This window comes from Parabacteroides chinchillae (genome assembly GCF_900108035.1).
Classification (GTDB): Bacteria; Bacteroidota; Bacteroidia; order Bacteroidales; family Tannerellaceae; genus Parabacteroides; species Parabacteroides chinchillae.
The window spans coordinates 21,506-37,841 of the sequence record NZ_FNVS01000012.1 but is presented as its reverse complement, the minus strand read 5'-3'; the positions used below and the strand labels follow the sequence as shown (position 1 = coordinate 37,841).

17 protein-coding genes and 1 tRNA gene are annotated in these 16,336 nt (G+C 39.3%); 8 read left to right on the top strand and 10 right to left on the bottom strand.

Annotation, left to right across the window (positions count from 1 at the left end; all coding sequences use genetic code 11):
- Position 1: 1 nt before the first annotated feature.
- Positions 2 to 541 (top strand): GNAT family N-acetyltransferase, encoded by a 540-nt coding sequence (locus tag C4S38_RS10495; protein ID WP_103983710.1) that lies wholly within the window; start codon positions 2 to 4, stop codon positions 539 to 541.
- Here the strand turns inward: C4S38_RS10495 and C4S38_RS10490 are convergent.
- Together C4S38_RS10490 and C4S38_RS10485 are read right to left on the bottom strand one after the other, a co-directional pair.
- A complete protein-coding gene (locus tag C4S38_RS10490; RefSeq protein WP_099463015.1) occupies positions 538 to 1,134 on the bottom strand; it encodes a YqgE/AlgH family protein in 597 nt (198 codons plus the stop codon). The genes C4S38_RS10495 and C4S38_RS10490 overlap by 4 nt on opposite strands.
- Positions 1,135 to 1,253: 119 nt before the next feature.
- On the bottom strand, positions 1,254 to 2,567 hold the full coding sequence (locus C4S38_RS10485; protein ID WP_103983709.1) for a pyridoxal phosphate-dependent aminotransferase: 1,314 nt from the start codon (positions 2,565 to 2,567) through the stop codon (positions 1,254 to 1,256).
- A 147-nt stretch (positions 2,568 to 2,714) separates the two neighbouring features.
- On the opposite strand from C4S38_RS10485, the gene C4S38_RS10480 reads away from it, so the two are divergent.
- Positions 2,715 to 2,788, top strand: a tRNA-Asp gene (locus C4S38_RS10480).
- A gap of 142 nt (positions 2,789 to 2,930) precedes the next feature.
- On the opposite strand, the gene C4S38_RS10475 is transcribed toward C4S38_RS10480, so the two are convergent.
- The 6 genes from C4S38_RS10475 to C4S38_RS10450 all read right to left on the bottom strand — a co-directional run bounded on the left by C4S38_RS10475 (position 2,931) and on the right by C4S38_RS10450 (position 9,560).
- Positions 2,931 to 4,055 carry a DNA polymerase III subunit gene (locus tag C4S38_RS10475; protein WP_103983708.1) on the bottom strand — a complete coding sequence of 375 codons (1,125 nt, stop codon included), beginning with the start codon at positions 4,053 to 4,055 and terminating at the stop codon, positions 2,931 to 2,933.
- Positions 4,056 to 4,485: 430 nt separating this feature from the next.
- Positions 4,486 to 5,259 carry a prephenate dehydrogenase/arogenate dehydrogenase family protein gene (locus tag C4S38_RS10470; RefSeq protein ID WP_103983707.1) on the bottom strand — a complete coding sequence of 258 codons (774 nt, stop codon included), beginning with the start codon at positions 5,257 to 5,259 and terminating at the stop codon, positions 4,486 to 4,488.
- The gene (locus C4S38_RS10465; protein WP_099464025.1) at positions 5,256 to 6,323 is read right to left on the bottom strand and encodes a bifunctional 3-deoxy-7-phosphoheptulonate synthase/chorismate mutase type II; all 1,068 of its coding nucleotides are present in this window, start codon (positions 6,321 to 6,323) and stop codon (positions 5,256 to 5,258) included. The genes C4S38_RS10470 and C4S38_RS10465 overlap by 4 nt, the downstream gene beginning before the upstream one ends.
- Before the next feature lie 40 nt (positions 6,324 to 6,363).
- On the bottom strand, positions 6,364 to 7,542 hold the full coding sequence (locus tag C4S38_RS10460; RefSeq protein WP_103983706.1) for a pyridoxal phosphate-dependent aminotransferase: 1,179 nt from the start codon (positions 7,540 to 7,542) through the stop codon (positions 6,364 to 6,366).
- Complete coding sequence (locus C4S38_RS10455) at positions 7,517 to 8,362, bottom strand: prephenate dehydratase (protein ID WP_099463010.1); 846 nt, start codon at positions 8,360 to 8,362, stop codon at positions 7,517 to 7,519. Before C4S38_RS10455 ends, C4S38_RS10460 begins: the two co-directional genes overlap by 26 nt.
- Positions 8,363 to 8,633: 271 nt before the next feature.
- On the bottom strand, positions 8,634 to 9,560 hold the full coding sequence (locus C4S38_RS10450; protein WP_103983705.1) for a hydrogen peroxide-inducible genes activator: 927 nt from the start codon (positions 9,558 to 9,560) through the stop codon (positions 8,634 to 8,636).
- Between the two features lie 215 nt (positions 9,561 to 9,775).
- Between C4S38_RS10450 and C4S38_RS10445 the strand changes: the two genes are divergently transcribed.
- The 6 genes from C4S38_RS10445 (at position 9,776) to C4S38_RS10425 (ending at position 14,118) form a co-directional block, all read left to right on the top strand.
- Positions 9,776 to 10,267, top strand: coding sequence for a Dps family protein (locus C4S38_RS10445; RefSeq protein WP_103983704.1), 492 nt, complete (start codon positions 9,776 to 9,778; stop codon positions 10,265 to 10,267).
- A 177-nt stretch (positions 10,268 to 10,444) separates the two neighbouring features.
- The gene (locus tag C4S38_RS15735; protein ID WP_146059477.1) at positions 10,445 to 10,582 is read left to right on the top strand and encodes an antibiotic biosynthesis monooxygenase family protein; all 138 of its coding nucleotides are present in this window, start codon (positions 10,445 to 10,447) and stop codon (positions 10,580 to 10,582) included.
- A 5-nt stretch (positions 10,583 to 10,587) separates the two neighbouring features.
- Positions 10,588 to 11,634, top strand: a complete 1,047-nt coding sequence (locus tag C4S38_RS10440) for an agmatine deiminase family protein (protein WP_103983703.1) — start codon at positions 10,588 to 10,590, stop codon at positions 11,632 to 11,634.
- A 34-nt stretch (positions 11,635 to 11,668) separates the two neighbouring features.
- The gene (locus C4S38_RS10435; protein WP_103983702.1) at positions 11,669 to 12,544 is read left to right on the top strand and encodes a carbon-nitrogen hydrolase; all 876 of its coding nucleotides are present in this window, start codon (positions 11,669 to 11,671) and stop codon (positions 12,542 to 12,544) included.
- Positions 12,545 to 12,557: 13 nt separating this feature from the next.
- A complete protein-coding gene (locus tag C4S38_RS10430; protein ID WP_103983701.1) occupies positions 12,558 to 13,544 on the top strand; it encodes an aminodeoxychorismate synthase component I in 987 nt (328 codons plus the stop codon).
- The gene (locus tag C4S38_RS10425) at positions 13,528 to 14,118 is read left to right on the top strand and encodes an aminotransferase class IV family protein (RefSeq protein ID WP_103983700.1); all 591 of its coding nucleotides are present in this window, start codon (positions 13,528 to 13,530) and stop codon (positions 14,116 to 14,118) included. Before C4S38_RS10430 ends, C4S38_RS10425 begins: the two co-directional genes overlap by 17 nt.
- Here the strand turns inward: C4S38_RS10425 and C4S38_RS10420 are convergent, their stop codons facing one another.
- On the bottom strand, positions 14,119 to 14,295 hold the full coding sequence (locus C4S38_RS10420; protein ID WP_099463003.1) for a DUF4250 domain-containing protein: 177 nt from the start codon (positions 14,293 to 14,295) through the stop codon (positions 14,119 to 14,121).
- A 105-nt stretch (positions 14,296 to 14,400) separates the two neighbouring features.
- Positions 14,401 to 16,230 carry a DNA helicase RecQ gene (gene recQ / locus C4S38_RS10415; protein WP_103983699.1) on the bottom strand — a complete coding sequence of 610 codons (1,830 nt, stop codon included), beginning with the start codon at positions 16,228 to 16,230 and terminating at the stop codon, positions 14,401 to 14,403.
- Between the last annotated feature and the right edge of the window lie 106 nt (positions 16,231 to 16,336).

Below are 16,336 nucleotides of genomic sequence, written 5' to 3'. Positions count from 1 at the left end.
GATGGCTCTGTTGGAAAATGAACATATCCGCCTTCGTGCGTTGGAACCGGAAGACCTGGATTTACTGTACCGTTGGGAGAATGACACTTCTCAATGGAATGTTGGAAATACGCTGTCTCCGTTCTCGAGATATATACTAAAGGAATATATTGCTAATTCCCATTTGAATATATATGAATTGAAACAGCAGCGTTTTATGATAGAGTTGAAGTCTGACGGGACAGCTATCGGAATGATTGATTTGTATGATTTTGAACCTCATCATAGACGTGCTGGGGTGGGAATTATGCTTGACCGGTTATATCAGGGGAAAGGCTTTGCTATGGAAGCATTGGATCTGACGGTAGAATATGCATTTTCATTTCTCCGGTTACACCAACTTTATAGTCATGTTCCTGCAAAGAATAGTCCTAGCAAAGCTCTTTTTGAACGTTGTGGATTTATACTTACAAGTGTTCTTACAGATTGGATCGTAACAAAAGAGGGTTATTCGGATGTATACGTTATGCAACGAATAACCACCAAACTGACAGATAATTAATTTAGGTATGGATCTTTTGGATAGTTTATCCAGGTTTCGTAACGGCTGCCCATTTCTTTAAGCGAATCTTTCCAGAAAGATTCCCCTTCGGCAAACATTACATTGTCGTTGGCATTGCGGCTTACAATCCATGAATTTTGCGTTATCTCTTTTTCCAGTTGTCCTTGTGTCCATCCTGAATAACCGAGGAAGAATTTTACTTTTCCTTCTATGGAGTGTCCGTTAACGATATATCGTTTAAGTGCTTCAAAATTGCCGTCGAAATATAATTGATCGTTGATTTTTACAGCATCAGGAATGATGTTGTTTCCCAGTGAATGAATGAAAAACAAACGGTTCGGACTTACGGGTCCTCCTAAATAGATGGGTATTTCGGATAAATCTTCAAGTTCGGAAAAAAATGTATTTACAACCAGATCGGTCTTTTTATTTAATACAAATCCCATAGAGCCTTGTTTGGTATGTTCAATTAATAAAACAACAGATCGTTGGAAGTAAGCATCCTGAAGAAAAGGTTCTGAAATAAGGATACTGCCTTGTGCCGGCAGTACATTATTATGTGTTATTTTGAATATATCTTTATAAGCCGCCATAGTTATTGGGAATAAATTGATTGAAAAACACGGACAATGTAAGGCTTTTAAAGATGAAAAACAAATAAAAAGCCCGGCAGAATGGTTAATAAACGCAAATTTTACCGGGCTTTTGTCATTTATAGCGGATGGTTTTCACTGAATATTTTTAATCGTTTTTCTAGCAATTCATATTGATGATCTTTTATGAAAGAGGTGCAGGCACGCAAGCCTTGCTGGTTACTTCCTGTTGTACTCAAAGATATGGCACTAACACCATAGTAGATGAGTTCCTGCATTAATTCTCCTCCCGTCATGCCCGGATAAGAGATGGTAAAGTAGAAACCATCGGCAATAGGCTCATCCAAGTCATGATTATATACGATCTGAAAACCATATTGGGTGAATATCTTTTTCAATCGTTCTGCACGCCTTCCGTATTCTTTCACTTCGGATATAAAGTCGAATGTCCCGTCTGAAGCAGCTTTGAACATGGCAGCCAAGGCATATTGTGCCGAGTGGCTTGTGCCGGAAGAGAGAGCATAAAGTACGCGATGGATATAAACCGTGCCGAATGTTCCTCCGCCATAACGCTGTGTAAGTCCCTGGTATGCGCGGTGGTATAATTTATCAGATATTGCTGTTACACCAATGCGTTGTCCGGCATAACTGAAAGCTTTTGATCCGGAGATTTGTAGTATGTAATTGTTTGTATAACGTGCAACACTTGCCTGATAAGGAGCTTTGAATGGCGTACCTAAATCTTTACGGAAATCCATCGCAAAATAGGCAAGGTCTTCAATAACAATAACATCGTGCTTGTTTGCCATGTCGCCGATAATCTTCAATTCATCTTCGGTGAGGCAGAACCAGGCCGGGTTATTTGGGTTGGAGTATATCATGGCTGCAATATTACCTTTGGAAAGGTATTTCTCCAGCACATCACGTAGCTTTCCTCCGCGGTATTCATAAACATCAAAAGATTCGTACTTATATCCCATAACCGTAATTTGCTGTTTTTGTACAGGAAATCCGGGATCGATAAATAGGATTGTATCTTTTCCGGGCGTGCATTGTCCGCTTACAAGGAATGAAGCGTAAGTTCCCTGCATGGAGCCTGTTACCGGTACACAGCCTTCTGGTGACACATCTATATTAATAAAGGCTTTGATAAAACGTGAAGCTTCTGTTTTAACTTCCGGTATCCCGTTGATATTGGGGTAGATGGATGCTATTCCGTTACGTAAAGCATTTACTTCGGCATCTACGCCGACTTGGGCTGCTTTAAGTCCGGGAACCCCCATCTCCATATGAATAAATTCTGTTTTTGTCTCTTGTTCCAATTGGGTAGAAATGGCTACTACTTCGCGGATAGTTGCTTTCCCGAAATCAGGAAGTCCATAGCCATCAATAACTTGTCTGGCCTTTTGATAATCTACAGGAGTATTTTTCATGATTATATTAATATGTTATACTGGGAAGCAAAAGTAGAAAAATAATCTGTGTGATCTAATTTTTTCTGCCGAAACTATTGCAAAATCAAATAATCGCTCTATCTTTGCACCGCATTCAACGGAATGATTTGTTTTGAAGAAATAATTGGTGCGTTAGTTCAGTTGGTTAGAATACATGCCTGTCACGCATGGGGTCACGGGTTCGAGTCCCGTACGCACCGCGAAGAAAGCTCTGAAATCGGAAAGGTTTCGGAGCTTTTTTATTTCTATTCGGTAATGAATGGCAATAAATATCTTCTACTGAATATTTTAGGGAAGATGATTCTATAAGAAAAGAATGTATTGTTGGAATAGGTAGGTTTTTTATCTTTTAATCAATACAGTCAGACGTAATGCTAAATCAAAAAACACCATCTTTGCATTTACATTCTGAGAAATATGCTTTTCTGCTTTGTCTAATTCTTTCATTATATCGATTACATTCCTTTCATTAACAAAAGGTGCGAATTTTACAGCGAAACCGGATTCATCGAGGTTCATGTAATTTAATTCTGGCGTTTGAAAACGGTACATGAAGTTTTCACGTATTAGATGCTGACAGTAAGCGAGGAAGTTTTTCTGTCTTTCTCTTCCTATGCCAGCCATTACGTCTGCCATGTTCTTCATATCTTTGACATTCCGGGCCCATGAATTACGCATCATGCTTTTGAATTGTTCCAGGAAAAATTTATTCTCTTCTCCCAAGCTGATCGCTTCCATGGCTTTGATAAAGCTACCGCATGATAAATGAGCTATATGCTTAGCATCGTCTGCCGATAATCCGAATTTTGAAATCATTGATTGAGCAATATCTTGAGCTTGAATTGCTTTTACATTGATACGTTGTGCACGGGATAAAATTGTACCTAATACTTGATCGGGAGTTTCGGAAACCATCAGTATTATTGTATTCTGTGGTGGTTCTTCAATGATTTTTAGCAGTTTGTTGGCACATGTAGGGTGTAGTTTTTCCGGTAACCATACTAACAATATGCGGTATGCCGCTTCGTATATTTTTAGATTAAGCTTATGGATAATCTCGTCACTTTCTTTAGAATAAATCAATGCTTGTGAGTTGCCGGCCTCAATATAATCCAGCCAGTTATCCATGTTAAAATAGGTATATTCTTTCAGGAATCCTCTCCATTCGGTAAGATAATCGTCGCAAACTTCCTTTTTCTTTTCTTTTTTGGCAACAATAGGGAATACGAAATGAAGGTCTGGGTGAACCAAATCATTAAACTTTAGGCATGAAGGACATTTTCCACAAGCATCGGTCTCTGTACGGTTCGTGCAGTTCAGATATCGGGCATATGCAAGAGCCAACGGAAATGCTCCGGCTCCTCCTTGTTCGGTTAATAACTGTGCATGGGGTACAACACCAGTTTGTGCCGACTGTATTAATCGTTGTTTTATTTCTTCTTGGCCGATAATATCTTTGAAGTACATAAATCTTTATTGTTGTTTCGAAAGCATAGCAAAGGTAAGAATAATATCCATTTGCACAGACAGAACAAACCAAATAAGATGTACAATACAGAGTCGGTTACAAAAAATACGATATATTTCATGTCAATAAGAATAAAATTACGATAGTAAGACATGCTCATAACAAAATACCCCTATTGGAAGATGAAATATTTTTCAAAATATTTTATTCGGATAAAAATAATGATCTGTTTTGAATTTATTGAATACGTTTTTCAAGTATGATTTAACAATAACTTGTCTTTGTTTATCAGTTAGGTTGGATAACTACTCATAAAAAAATCATAGTTATGACTTTTTTAAGTCATAACTATGATCCGATAATATTATAATTATGAAATTTCAATTTCTCTTGAAAGGACTTAATACAGGACGATTATTTTAAAAGTCGTTACTCTATATTTTTTCTGATCTTTGTCAGATATTCCTTCATCTTTATAGAATCTTTATCTTTTATGATTTCCTGAAGGGTTTTAAGTTCTTCCTGGATACGTTCGATTTGATGAGGAGTTCTCGGGTTGAAAAGAATTTCCGTCAAAAGATAATCATCTTCTGATAAAAGTCCACGGGCGATTTTCATATGACGTTTGAATGTTGTACCCGGTGCGTCCTGGTGCTTCATAATGGCAGCAAAAACCATTGTCGATGCAAAAGGAATGCCTAATGAATAAGCCACTACTTTGTCGTGCTCTTCGAATGTGTACTCTCTAATATTCAAACGAAGGCTGGAATAAATATCTTTGAAGAATATTTTACCCAAATGATCGCCTTCGGAAATTACAATGGTGTTTTCTTTTTCAAGGCTTCCCAAATTAGCAAAAGTAGGACCAAACATCGGGTGGGTAGAAACATAAGGAAAACCGCATGTTTCATAAAACTCTTTCAGATGCGTCTTTACAGATGCAATATCGGAAATGATACAATATGGCTGCAAATAAGGCATAACCGATTTAAAAGCTTCAATCGTATAGCTTAATGTAACACAGTTTATTACTAGTTCAGGATTAAATTCGGCAACCTCTTCCGGTTTTTGCAGACGCAGGGCGTTGTAAATAAAACGCATCCGTTTAGGATTGTTTTCCAGTACGGCTACTTCATGTTCGAAACTTAGCAGGTCGGTGAAGAAAGATCCCATCTTTCCGGCACCTAATATCAGGATTTTCATTTCTGTTCGTTCATTATAATCATCTGTTGGCGTACAGATTCTTCGTGTATTTCTTTTAATATTTCTTTTACAAAGTCCGGACTTAAATCCATCTGTTCGCCCATATTGGAGCGTTTTTCCAGAATCTCACTGTAACGAGGCGACTGTAAGATCGGCATATTGTGCTCCTTCTTATAAATACCTATTTCGCGCGACACACGCATACGTTTCGCCAATAGTTCCAGCAATTGTTCGTCTATACCGTCTATCTGACGACGTAAAGCAGCCAGATTTTCCGTTGTTTGATTGACGTCACGGATTACTAACAGGTTTAATACATAATCTAAAACGTCAGGCGTAACTTGTTGTGATGCATCGCTCCATGCACAATCCGGGTTACAATGTGATTCAACAATCAGACCGTCAAAACTAAGGTCCATTGCCTGTTGACATAAAGGAGCAACCAATTCTCTTTTTCCTCCGATATGACTAGGATCGCAGAAAATAGGCAAATCCGGCATGCGGCGACGCAATTCAATAGGAATATGCCATAAAGGAAGATTACGGTATATCTTTTTGTCGTATGAGCTGAATCCGCGATGAATTGCACCTAAGCGGTGGATACCTGCGCCGTATAGACGTTCGAATGCGCCGATCCATAATTCTAAGTCGGGATTAACCGGGTTTTTGATCAGAATGGGAATATCTACTCCTTTTAATGCATCTGCAATTTCCTGTACGGCAAACGGATTTACAGCTGTACGTGCGCCAATCCAAAGAATATCGATTCCGGCTTTCAGAGCTTCAAATACGTGATCTTTAGTAGCTACTTCGGTAGAAACATACATACCTGTTTCTTGTTTGACGCGCTTTAACCATTGTAAACCTAGTGCTCCTACACCTTCGAAACCACCTGGTTTGGTACGCGGTTTCCATATTCCGGCACGGAATATTTTAACGCCTCTTGAGGCGAGTTCTTTTGCTGTTTCTAATACCTGCTCTTCTGTTTCTGCACTGCAAGGGCCGGCTATTACAATCGGACGTTTAGTATCTAATCCGGGTAATGAGATAGGTTCAATTTTCATTTCCATGTTATGATGTGTTTTATTAATTATCAAATTCCAATTATAAATTCTTGATTCTATTCAGAGCTTCTTCCAATGTCTCGTTTTTACAACAAAGCGAAATCCGGATATAACGTTCGCCGCGGCTACCGAAAATAAAACCGGGAGTAAGAAAAACATTTGCCCCGTATAATACTTTGTTGGCTATGGCTTCGCTGCTTTCTGCGTCGTCGGGTATGCGTCCCCAAAGGAACATTCCAACTTGTTTTTCATCGAATGTACAACCTAATGTGTGCATGATCTGGCCTGCCAAGTCCCGACGGCTGCCGTATGTACGGTTCATGTTGTCATACCATTCTTTCGGGGCTTTCAATGCTTCAACGGCTGCATATTGCATTGGTTTGAACTGTCCGGAGTCGATGTTGCTTTTTACTTTCAGAATCCATTTAACAAACTGTGCGTTAGATGCAAGCATTGCCATACGCCAGCCCGGCATGTTGTGCGCTTTACTCATTGAGTTAAGTTCGATACATATGTCTTTAGCTCCAGGTATACTCAAAATGCTGATCGGGTGATCGTTCAGTATAAAGCTGTATGGATTGTCGTTGCAAATGATAATGCCGTGTTTCTGTCCGAATGCAACCAGTTTTTCATAAAGTTCTGTTGTTGCATTGGCACCGGTTGGCATATTCGGATAGTTGGTCCACATCAGTTTTACGTTAGACAAATCCATCTTTTCCAGTTCTTCGAAATCCGGTTGCCAGCCTAGTTCTTCTTTCAGTTCATAAGGAATAAGGGTAGCTTCTACCAGTTTGCTTACAGAACTGTAGGTCGGATAACCAGGGTTGGGAATCAATACGCCATCACCCGGATTCAGGAAGGCAAGCGAGATGTGCAGAATACCTTCCTTTGAACCTATTAACGGTTGGATTTCTGTTTTAGGATCAAGGTCTACATTATACCATTTTTTGTACCAGCCGGCGAAGCCTTTGCGAAGCTCGGGAATACCAACATAAGGTTGATAACCATGTTCGTTTGCATTGTGAGCGTGTTCGCACAGCGCTTCGATCGTTTTTTCTGACGGAGGAAGATCCGGGCTGCCTACACCGAGATTGATTACATTCTTGCCTGCGGCATTCATTTCGGCTACCTCTTTCAGTTTTTTTGAAAAGTAGTATTCCTGCACGGCGTTGACACGTGCTGCTGGTGTGATGTTACACACTTTGTTTTCCTTCTGCATATTCGCCTAATATTTTTAAGTCTTTTGTCAACGGTCTGATAGCATCCAATGCTTGTTTGTAGCGGGTGAAATCTGTAAATGTGAGATTGATATAAAACAGATATTCCCATTCGCGTCCGATAATTGGCAAGGATTGTATTTTTGTAAGATTCATATCGTAGAAAGAGAGAACGGAAAGAACTTTGGAAAGGCTGCCGGCGGTGTGAGGAAGTGCAAAAACGAGAGAAGATTTGTTCCTGTCGGTTTCCCGGAGTAATTCGTCCGCCGTCCATCGATCTGCTATGGCAAGGAAGCGGGTGAAGTTCCGTTTGTTTGTTTCAATTCCTTCAGCAAGTACTTCCATATTGTATATTTGTGCTGCCAGTTTCCCACAAATAGCTGCGTGTCCTTTTAGCTGATTCTCCGAAATCCAACGGGCACTCATGGCAGTATCTTCTTTCTCCACTACCTTTGCATGCGGTAATGTGTCAAGAAAGTCGGTACATTGCATCAGGGCGATAGGGTGGGAGTTTACCTCTTTAATCTCATGGATAGAAGTTCCCGGCAGGGCAACCAGCGAATGAGAGATGCGCAATTTGTATTCTCCTATGATGTTTAATCCGCTTTCACGAATCAACTCATGGTTTTGCAAAAGGCTTCCTGCTATTGTGTTTTCGATAGCCATAATACCAAGAATAGACGGATCTTTCTTAATCATCGAGATCACATCCCGAAATGTATTACACGGAACGATCTCAATATCTTCATCTTCGAAATAACTGCGGGCGGCTATATCATGATATGAACCGGCTATTCCCTGGATTGCTACTTTCTTTTTCATCTTATTTCTTTTTGCTCAAACTATTATATATACAAAAAAAGTCCCACCGTATTCGGCAGGACTTTATATTGTTTATTGATACATTCAATTATATTCATCAACACTCTACATACAAACTCCTGCCTTCACTCTGCTAAAGTAAAAGTAATAAAAGAAGTATGTAAAGCTAAATCGATTCATTAAATCTGTTCGTTTTAATTATGCAGCAAAAGTAACGATTTTTTGGTAACTACAAACAAAAAGTATAGTTTTTTTCATTTAAAGATCATTTTTATACCAATTTCTGAAAAGCTTGCAGCGTAAGCATCTCTTTAGGTACCGATTTTTTGATACTTTCGATCAGTATCCCGGCAATTGTGTGACGGATAAAATCTTTTCGTGTTACCCATACAATTTCACGTGTAGGCTTGGGAATAGCAAATGGACGGACTAAATCTTTTTGTTCATTGCTCAACTGATAAATTGCTAATTGCGGAATAAAAGTAATACCGTTACCACTTTCAACCATCCGCATAAATGTTTCCAAACTTCCTAACCGGTAAGAAGCTTGGCGCAGTTTTACCTTTTCCATCTGACAGAAGCGCATCAATTGGTCACGGAAGCAATGTCCTTCATCCAGAAGCCAGAGATGTTCGTCGCTGATGTCTGCCGTACGTATTAATTCTTTTTTAAATACAGGATCACTTTTGGCAACATAACCAAAAAATTCTTCGTAATATAATGTATCTCCTTGTAGCTGCGATTCTATTGGTTGATTGGCGATAATGGCCGCATCTATTTCTCCGTTTAGTAATGCAGACATGGTAGGAGCAGTCTTCATTTCCATGATACGTATATCCATATCCGGATGTTTCTCTGATATTTGCTGAAAAAAACGAGGCAAAAGGTAAGGCGCAATTGTTGGTAATACGGCTAAACGAAATGTTCCCTTCAAAGTCTGTTCTTCTTCATTTACAATGTCTTTTATCAGTGAAGCCTGATATAAAACGTTTCGTGCCTGCTCAATAACCTTGCGTCCTGCCGGAGTAGGGCGTACGGGCTGTAGATTGCGATCAAACAGTTTAATGCCCAGTTCATCTTCCAGTTTCTGAATCATCATACTTAATGTGGGCTGGGTTACCCGGCAATGTTCAGCTGCTTTGGCAAAATGGCGGAATGAATCGACAGCTAGGATGTATTCAAGTTGTTGTATGTTCATAGAGTGCTTGTCGTATATTGAATATTAAAACCTAATTGTACAAAGGTAATAATAATCTGTAATAATTTATATTGCTTTGGTAAAAAGAACTTTCCTGTTGTTTATAAAGTGTGTCTATGAACATATAAAAATTATCTGTTTGACAATGGCTTATCCGTGCCGTATCTTTGCAATACAAGAAAAACGAAACGTATAACAATTTAAAAGTAATAAGTATGAAAACATTAGATTTTATCCATTTAGAAGAATCAGCAGCAAATAAAGTAGTATCAGCTTTACAACAGTTATTGGCAGATTATCAGGTGTTTTACACAAATATTCGTGGTTTCCACTGGAATATTAAAGGACATGGATTTTTTGTTCTTCACAGCAAATTCGAAGATATGTATAACGATGCAGCCGAAAAGGCGGATGAATTGGCAGAACGTATTTTAATGCTTGGCGGAACTCCTGTAAATAAGTTCAGTGAATATCTGAAAGTTTCCAGGGTGAAAGAAATATCAGGAGTATCTTGTGGTGATGAAGCTTTGAAAAATATCCTTGAAACTTATAGCCTGTTTATTGCAGAAGAACGCAAATTACTTTCTCTTGCTTCTGAACTAGGAGACGAGGCTACTGTTGCATTGATGAGTGATTATTTGAAAGAACAGGAAAAAACTGTTTGGATGTTGGTTGCTTTTTCATCTTGTGATTGCAAAAATTCTTAAGTTTATTGATTACACTATTCATTGCGTTAGTGAAGAGGGCAGGAAGTGATTCCCGCCCTTTTGTTTTGTGTACTACTTGAAATTAAAAAAAAGGATATTTGTTTTAGTTCTATACATTATGTTGGTAACTGTGTATTATAGGGAAATGATTACCTTTGCAAAAAATACTGTAATACTATGCTGAAACATATTGTTATGTGGAAACTGAATGAGCAGGTCTTGGCCGCTTATAAAGTGAACCCTCGTCATGCAGAGGTTAGTTCATATTGCAAGAAGATACGTGAGAGTCGTGTTGTCGTTGATTTTTACGAATAAAAAGAATGGAAGCGAAAGTAATATTACCGGCCGAATGGCATCCGCAGAGTGCGGTGCAGCTTACATGGCCGCACGAAGGGACAGACTGGGCGCCTATAATCGACGAGGTTGTTCCTTGTTTTGTGGCAATTGCTAAAGAGATTATAAAACGAGAGATGCTGCTGGTTGTTTGTCCGGATGAAGCAATGGTTCGCGCACAGTTAGGTGATGTGGATTATAGCCGTGTTATATTCCGTGAGATGGAGACAAACGATACGTGGGCTCGCGATCATGGTGGAATCTCTGTTTTCGATGGAGCACAAGCTGCCGTATATGATTTTGTTTTTAATGGCTGGGGCATGAAGTTTGCTGCTAATTATGATAATCTGATAACGAGAAAACTGTTTCATACGAAAACTTTTTCAGAAGAAGTTATTCCTGTTAATATGCAACCTATCGTACTGGAAGGCGGTAGTATAGAATCGGATGGAGAAGGAACGTTACTAACAACGGTAGAATGTCTGTCTTCTGTCAACCGAAATGAGTATCTGGGACAAGAGCAATTAGAATATCATTTGAAAGAAATATTCGGACTGGACCGTATTCTTTGGCTTGAAAGCGGCTATTTGGCAGGAGATGATACAGATAGTCATGTTGATACGTTGGCTCGTTTCTGTAGTCCTGATACAATAGCTTATGTACAGTGCACCGATGAAGGAGATGAGCATTTCGAAGAATTGCAGGAGATGGAACAAGAGTTGAAGGCTTTCACCCGGAAAGATGGTAAACCTTATAACTTGGTTCCTCTTCCTATGGCCGATAAGGTGGAATGGGAGGGAGAGCGTTTGCCTGCTACGTATGCTAATTTTTTGATAATAAACGGAGCTGTACTTGTGCCGTTTTATAATTCACCTAAAGATGAGGTGGCGAAAACTGCGCTACAACAGGCTTTCCCTGATCGTGAGATCGTTGGTGTTAATTGTTTACCGCTGATTAAGCAACACGGATCATTACATTGTGTAACTATGCAGTATCCCGAAGGATTTGTTATTTCCCTTTCAAAAGAGAAGTAATAATTAAAGCATATAATAAATTTATATAGATAAAATGAAAGTCGGATTAATTCAACAAGCAAACAGTAGTGATATTACTGCCAACATAGACAAATTAAAACAGAATATTTGTAAAGCTGCAAATCTGGGTGCAGAATTGGTTGTTTTGCAAGAATTACATAATGGTCTTTATTTTTGCCAGACAGAAGATACTAATTTGTTTGACCAGGCAGAAACGATTCCGGGACCTTCTACAGAAATATTCGGTGCTTTGGCAAAAGAACTAGGCATTGTTCTGGTTTTGTCTCTTTTTGAGAAACGTGCCCCGGGACTTTACCATAATACAGCTGTAGTGCTTGAAAAAGATGGTTCTATTGCAGGTAAATACCGGAAGATGCACATCCCTGATGATCCGGCTTATTATGAGAAGTTTTATTTTACACCTGGCGATATGGGGTTCGAGCCGATCTCTACATCGGTAGGTAAGCTGGGTGTACTGGTGTGCTGGGATCAATGGTATCCCGAAGCCGCTCGTCTTATGGCTATGCGTGGTGCCGAGATGCTTATTTATCCTACGGCTATCGGTTGGGAAAGCAGCGATACGGATGAAGAGAAGCAGCGTCAGCTAGGTGCTTGGGTAACTGTTCAGCGCGGACATGCTGTTGCGAATGGCTTGCCTGTTATTACAGTAAACCGTACAGGACATGAGCCGGATCCTTCCGGACAAACAAAAGGCATTCAATTTTGGGGCAATAGCTTTGTAGCTGGCCCGCAAGGTGAACTGATAGCCGAATTTTCGAATAATAAAGAAGAAGTACGCGTTATTGATATAGACAAGTCCCGGAGTGAAAATGTGAGACGCTGGTGGCCTTTTTTTCGCGACCGCCGTATCGATGCGTTTGGAGGATTAACCGAACGGTTTCTGATATAAACGAATATTATTTATGATTGTATATACAAAGCAGGAGGCTATTTCCCGGATGAACCATTTCGGAATGTCGGGAGAGCCTTTTTTATTCTGTATAGATTACAAACAAGAGAGGATATTTGTTGAAAAGCCGGAACTGATTAATCCGGGTGAATTTCTTTATGACTTGAATGGCTTAACGAATACGGATAAAGAATCTCATGAATTATTATCTTCGGAGATAGAGTGGAAAATAACTCCGGTTTCTTTTGAAGAATATACTGCATCTTTCGATATTGTCAGTCGTAACATTCACGCCGGCAATTCTTATCTGGTGAATCTCACTTCCGAAACGCAGGTTCAAACGAATTTATCATTGGAAGAGATATTTTATCATTCTATAGCTAAATATAAATTCCTATGGAAAGAGCATTTTGTCGTATTTTCTCCTGAAATATTTGTTCGTATTAGCGATAATGTAATTTCTTCTTATCCGATGAAAGGGACGATCGATGCTTCCCTGCCCGATGCGAATAACCGTATTATGAATGATCCCAAGGAGGCAGCAGAGCATGCTACGATTGTTGATTTAATACGAAATGATTTGAGTATGGTAGCTACAGGTGTTTCTGTCCCTCGTTTCCGTTATATAGATGAGTTGCGTACCAACAGCGGGTATCTGTTGCAAGTAAGTTCTGAAGTAAAAGGTTTTTTGCCGGATGATTGGCGTTCGCGGGTAGGAACAATACTTTTTACTCTTTTACCGGCAGGCTCTATTACAGGTGCCCCGAAAAAGAAGACAGTGCAGATAATAGAAGAGGCGGAAACATACGAACGCGGTTTCTATACCGGCATAATGGGATATTTTGATGGATTTAATCTGGATAGTGCAGTTATGATACGTTTTATTGAACAACGGCAATCCGCTTTCTATTTTAAAAGTGGAGGAGGAATTACTTCGCAAAGTAATGTATCGGATGAATATAATGAAATGAAACAGAAAGTGTATGTGCCGATTTATTGAAACAATCCGTATTGAAGAGGGGCGGATATATAATTTGCCTTATCATAACCAACGTTTGAATCAAACGCGAAAGGCCGTTTTTGGCATTCATACAGAGTTGGATTTATCAGGTATTATAGATTCGGAAAAGTGTCGTGAACGGACGAAATGCCGAGTTGAATATGGGGAAGAAATTTGTAAAGTGGAATATTTCCCGTATAATATCCGTCCGGTTCATTCATTGCGATTGATCTGCTGTGATGATATAGATTATCATTATAAAAACACGAACCGTGAACAACTAAATGATTTGTTTGCAAAGAGAGGTGCTTATGATGATATCCTCATTGTGAAGAATGGTTTGGTGACAGATACCTCAATATGTAATATTGCTTTTTGGAATGGTGCGCGTTGGGTTACTCCTGCTCAGCCCTTATTACCCGGAACGAAAAGGGCTTCTTTGTTGAGTGCGGGGATGTTGGTTACTAAAGATATCGCAATAGATACTTTAGGCGAATATTTATCTTACCGTCTGTTCAATGCAATGATTGATTTTGGCGAGCTTGAACCGAATATTAATAGTATCGGTAGATAATTACCAGAATTTGTTGTATTCGGCACTATATTCAAAACCTGCTTTCTGCAATTTATTTATCAGGGATTTTTTGTTTATTCCCATGTCATCGCAGAGTTTATCCAAAGATGAATAGTCGTCACGCAGTTTCATATTTATAACGCTGAAAAGCATCATCGGATCGTTAGGTAATTCCATCTTATTCTTCTTTTTATTTTGTGGATGCAAAGTTAAGGATCATTTTGGAAAATCATCCCGATGTTTTTATAAAATGATCCCGATGATTTTTTGACAACATCGGGATCATTCTGATTTTGGCAGTCTCAATACGAAACGGATAAGGGCGACAAATACTTTTCCATATTTATCCAGTTTCATTTGTCCGACACCATGTATCCCACTAAACTGATCGATGGTGACAGGTTTCTTTTTTACAATATCTTCAAGTGTGTCATCGGAGAAGATGATATACGGAGGTTGTTCTTGACGCTCAGCGATTTGTTTGCGTAACTGGTTAAGTGAATCAAGTAAGGTTTCATCGATAGATTCCGAACTGATCGGGCGAATAGGACGTGCTTTGAAAGAAGGCAACATTCTCGGATGTTCAAGGTCGTCAGGCTCTTTATAAATAGCAAGTTGTGTCTTCATTTCTCCATATAATACTTTTGTGCCGAGCGGGGTGACTTTAAAGTTATTCTCTCTGGTATAATCTACTTCCAGATAACCAAGCTGAGTCATTTGATATAAATACTCTTTCCACTCTTTATAAGACAGGTTTTTCCCGGCCCCGTAAGTCTTCAGTTTATCGTATCCTTTTTTTATGATTTCGTTCTGATTGGATGCACGTAAAATCCCAATGGTTAGTCTCATGCCTATACGTTGGCCTGTCCTGACGATGGCGCTTAGCGCTTTTTGTACTAAAACAGTTCCGTCGAAACGTTCCGTCGGATTTTTGCAAACATCGCAGTTGCCACAGTCGTGTTCAGATTCTTCACCGAAATAACTTAACAGAATACGGCGGCGGCATATGTTTGCTTCGCAATAGCGTTTCATATGTTGTAGCTTTTCCATATTAATCTCTTTTTGCTGACTGCCTTCTATAAACCACTTTAGAACAATTAAGTCATTCATTGAATAAAAAAGGAGTGTATCGCTTTTCATTCCATCACGTCCTGCACGCCCTATTTCCTGGTAATAATTTTCGATACTGGATGGCATATTGTAGTGTATAACCCAACGGACATTGCTTTTATCTATACCCATACCGAATGCAACAGTTGCACATATTACTTCTATGCGGTCTTTAATAAAATCGTTTTGTGCCTTTTCCCTGATATTCGGCGGAAGCCCCGCATGATATGCTGTTGTTTTTATATTGTATGTTGCAAGTGTTTGAGCTAACTCTACGGTATCATTTCGTTTCATACAGTAAATGATACCGCATTGTCGCTTATGGGCATAGATGAAATGTATTATAGCGGCTAGTTTATCTTTTTTATTTAGTCCGCGTCGTACGGTAAGCGATAAATTCGTACGGTCGAAAGAGGAAACATATGTTTCGGGGTCGTGTAATTTTAATTGTTGTATTATATCGTTTCGCGTAATCTTGTCGGCTGTGGCAGTGAGTGCTATAATCGGAACTTTAGGAAACCGTTCTTTTAATATGGATAGTTGTGTATATTCCGGTCTGAAGTCGTGTCCCCAGTGTGAAATACAATGTGCTTCGTCAATTGCAATTAAAGAAATATCCAATCGGGGAAGCAGCCAGTCTATCTCGCTCATTACTTTTTCCGGCGAGATGTAAAGTAGCTTTACTTTACCCTGCATGCAAAATTGTTTGATATTTTGCTTTTCATCTTCCGGCGTCGTGCTGTTGAGGGCTGCTGCCGGTATGCCATTTGCAATTAAAGCACCTACCTGATCTTTCATTAGGGCAATCAGAGGTGATACAACGACTGCTGTTCCCGGTAAATAGATAGCAGGCAATTGGTAACAGATTGATTTACCTCCGCCGGTAGGCATTAATACCAATGAATCTTTTTTTTGCAATATTCGTTGTATTATTTCTGCTTGTTGAGGGCGAAAAGAAGTATATCCGAAAAATTTCTTTAACAGTTTTAGTAATTCATTCATATAAATAAAGAGGGAAGTAGGTGTTAATTGACAAACATACAAAAAATCTCTGGAATAACCTCGAAAAACGGAAGAAATGACGCTAAACGACTTAATATCAGAGTTG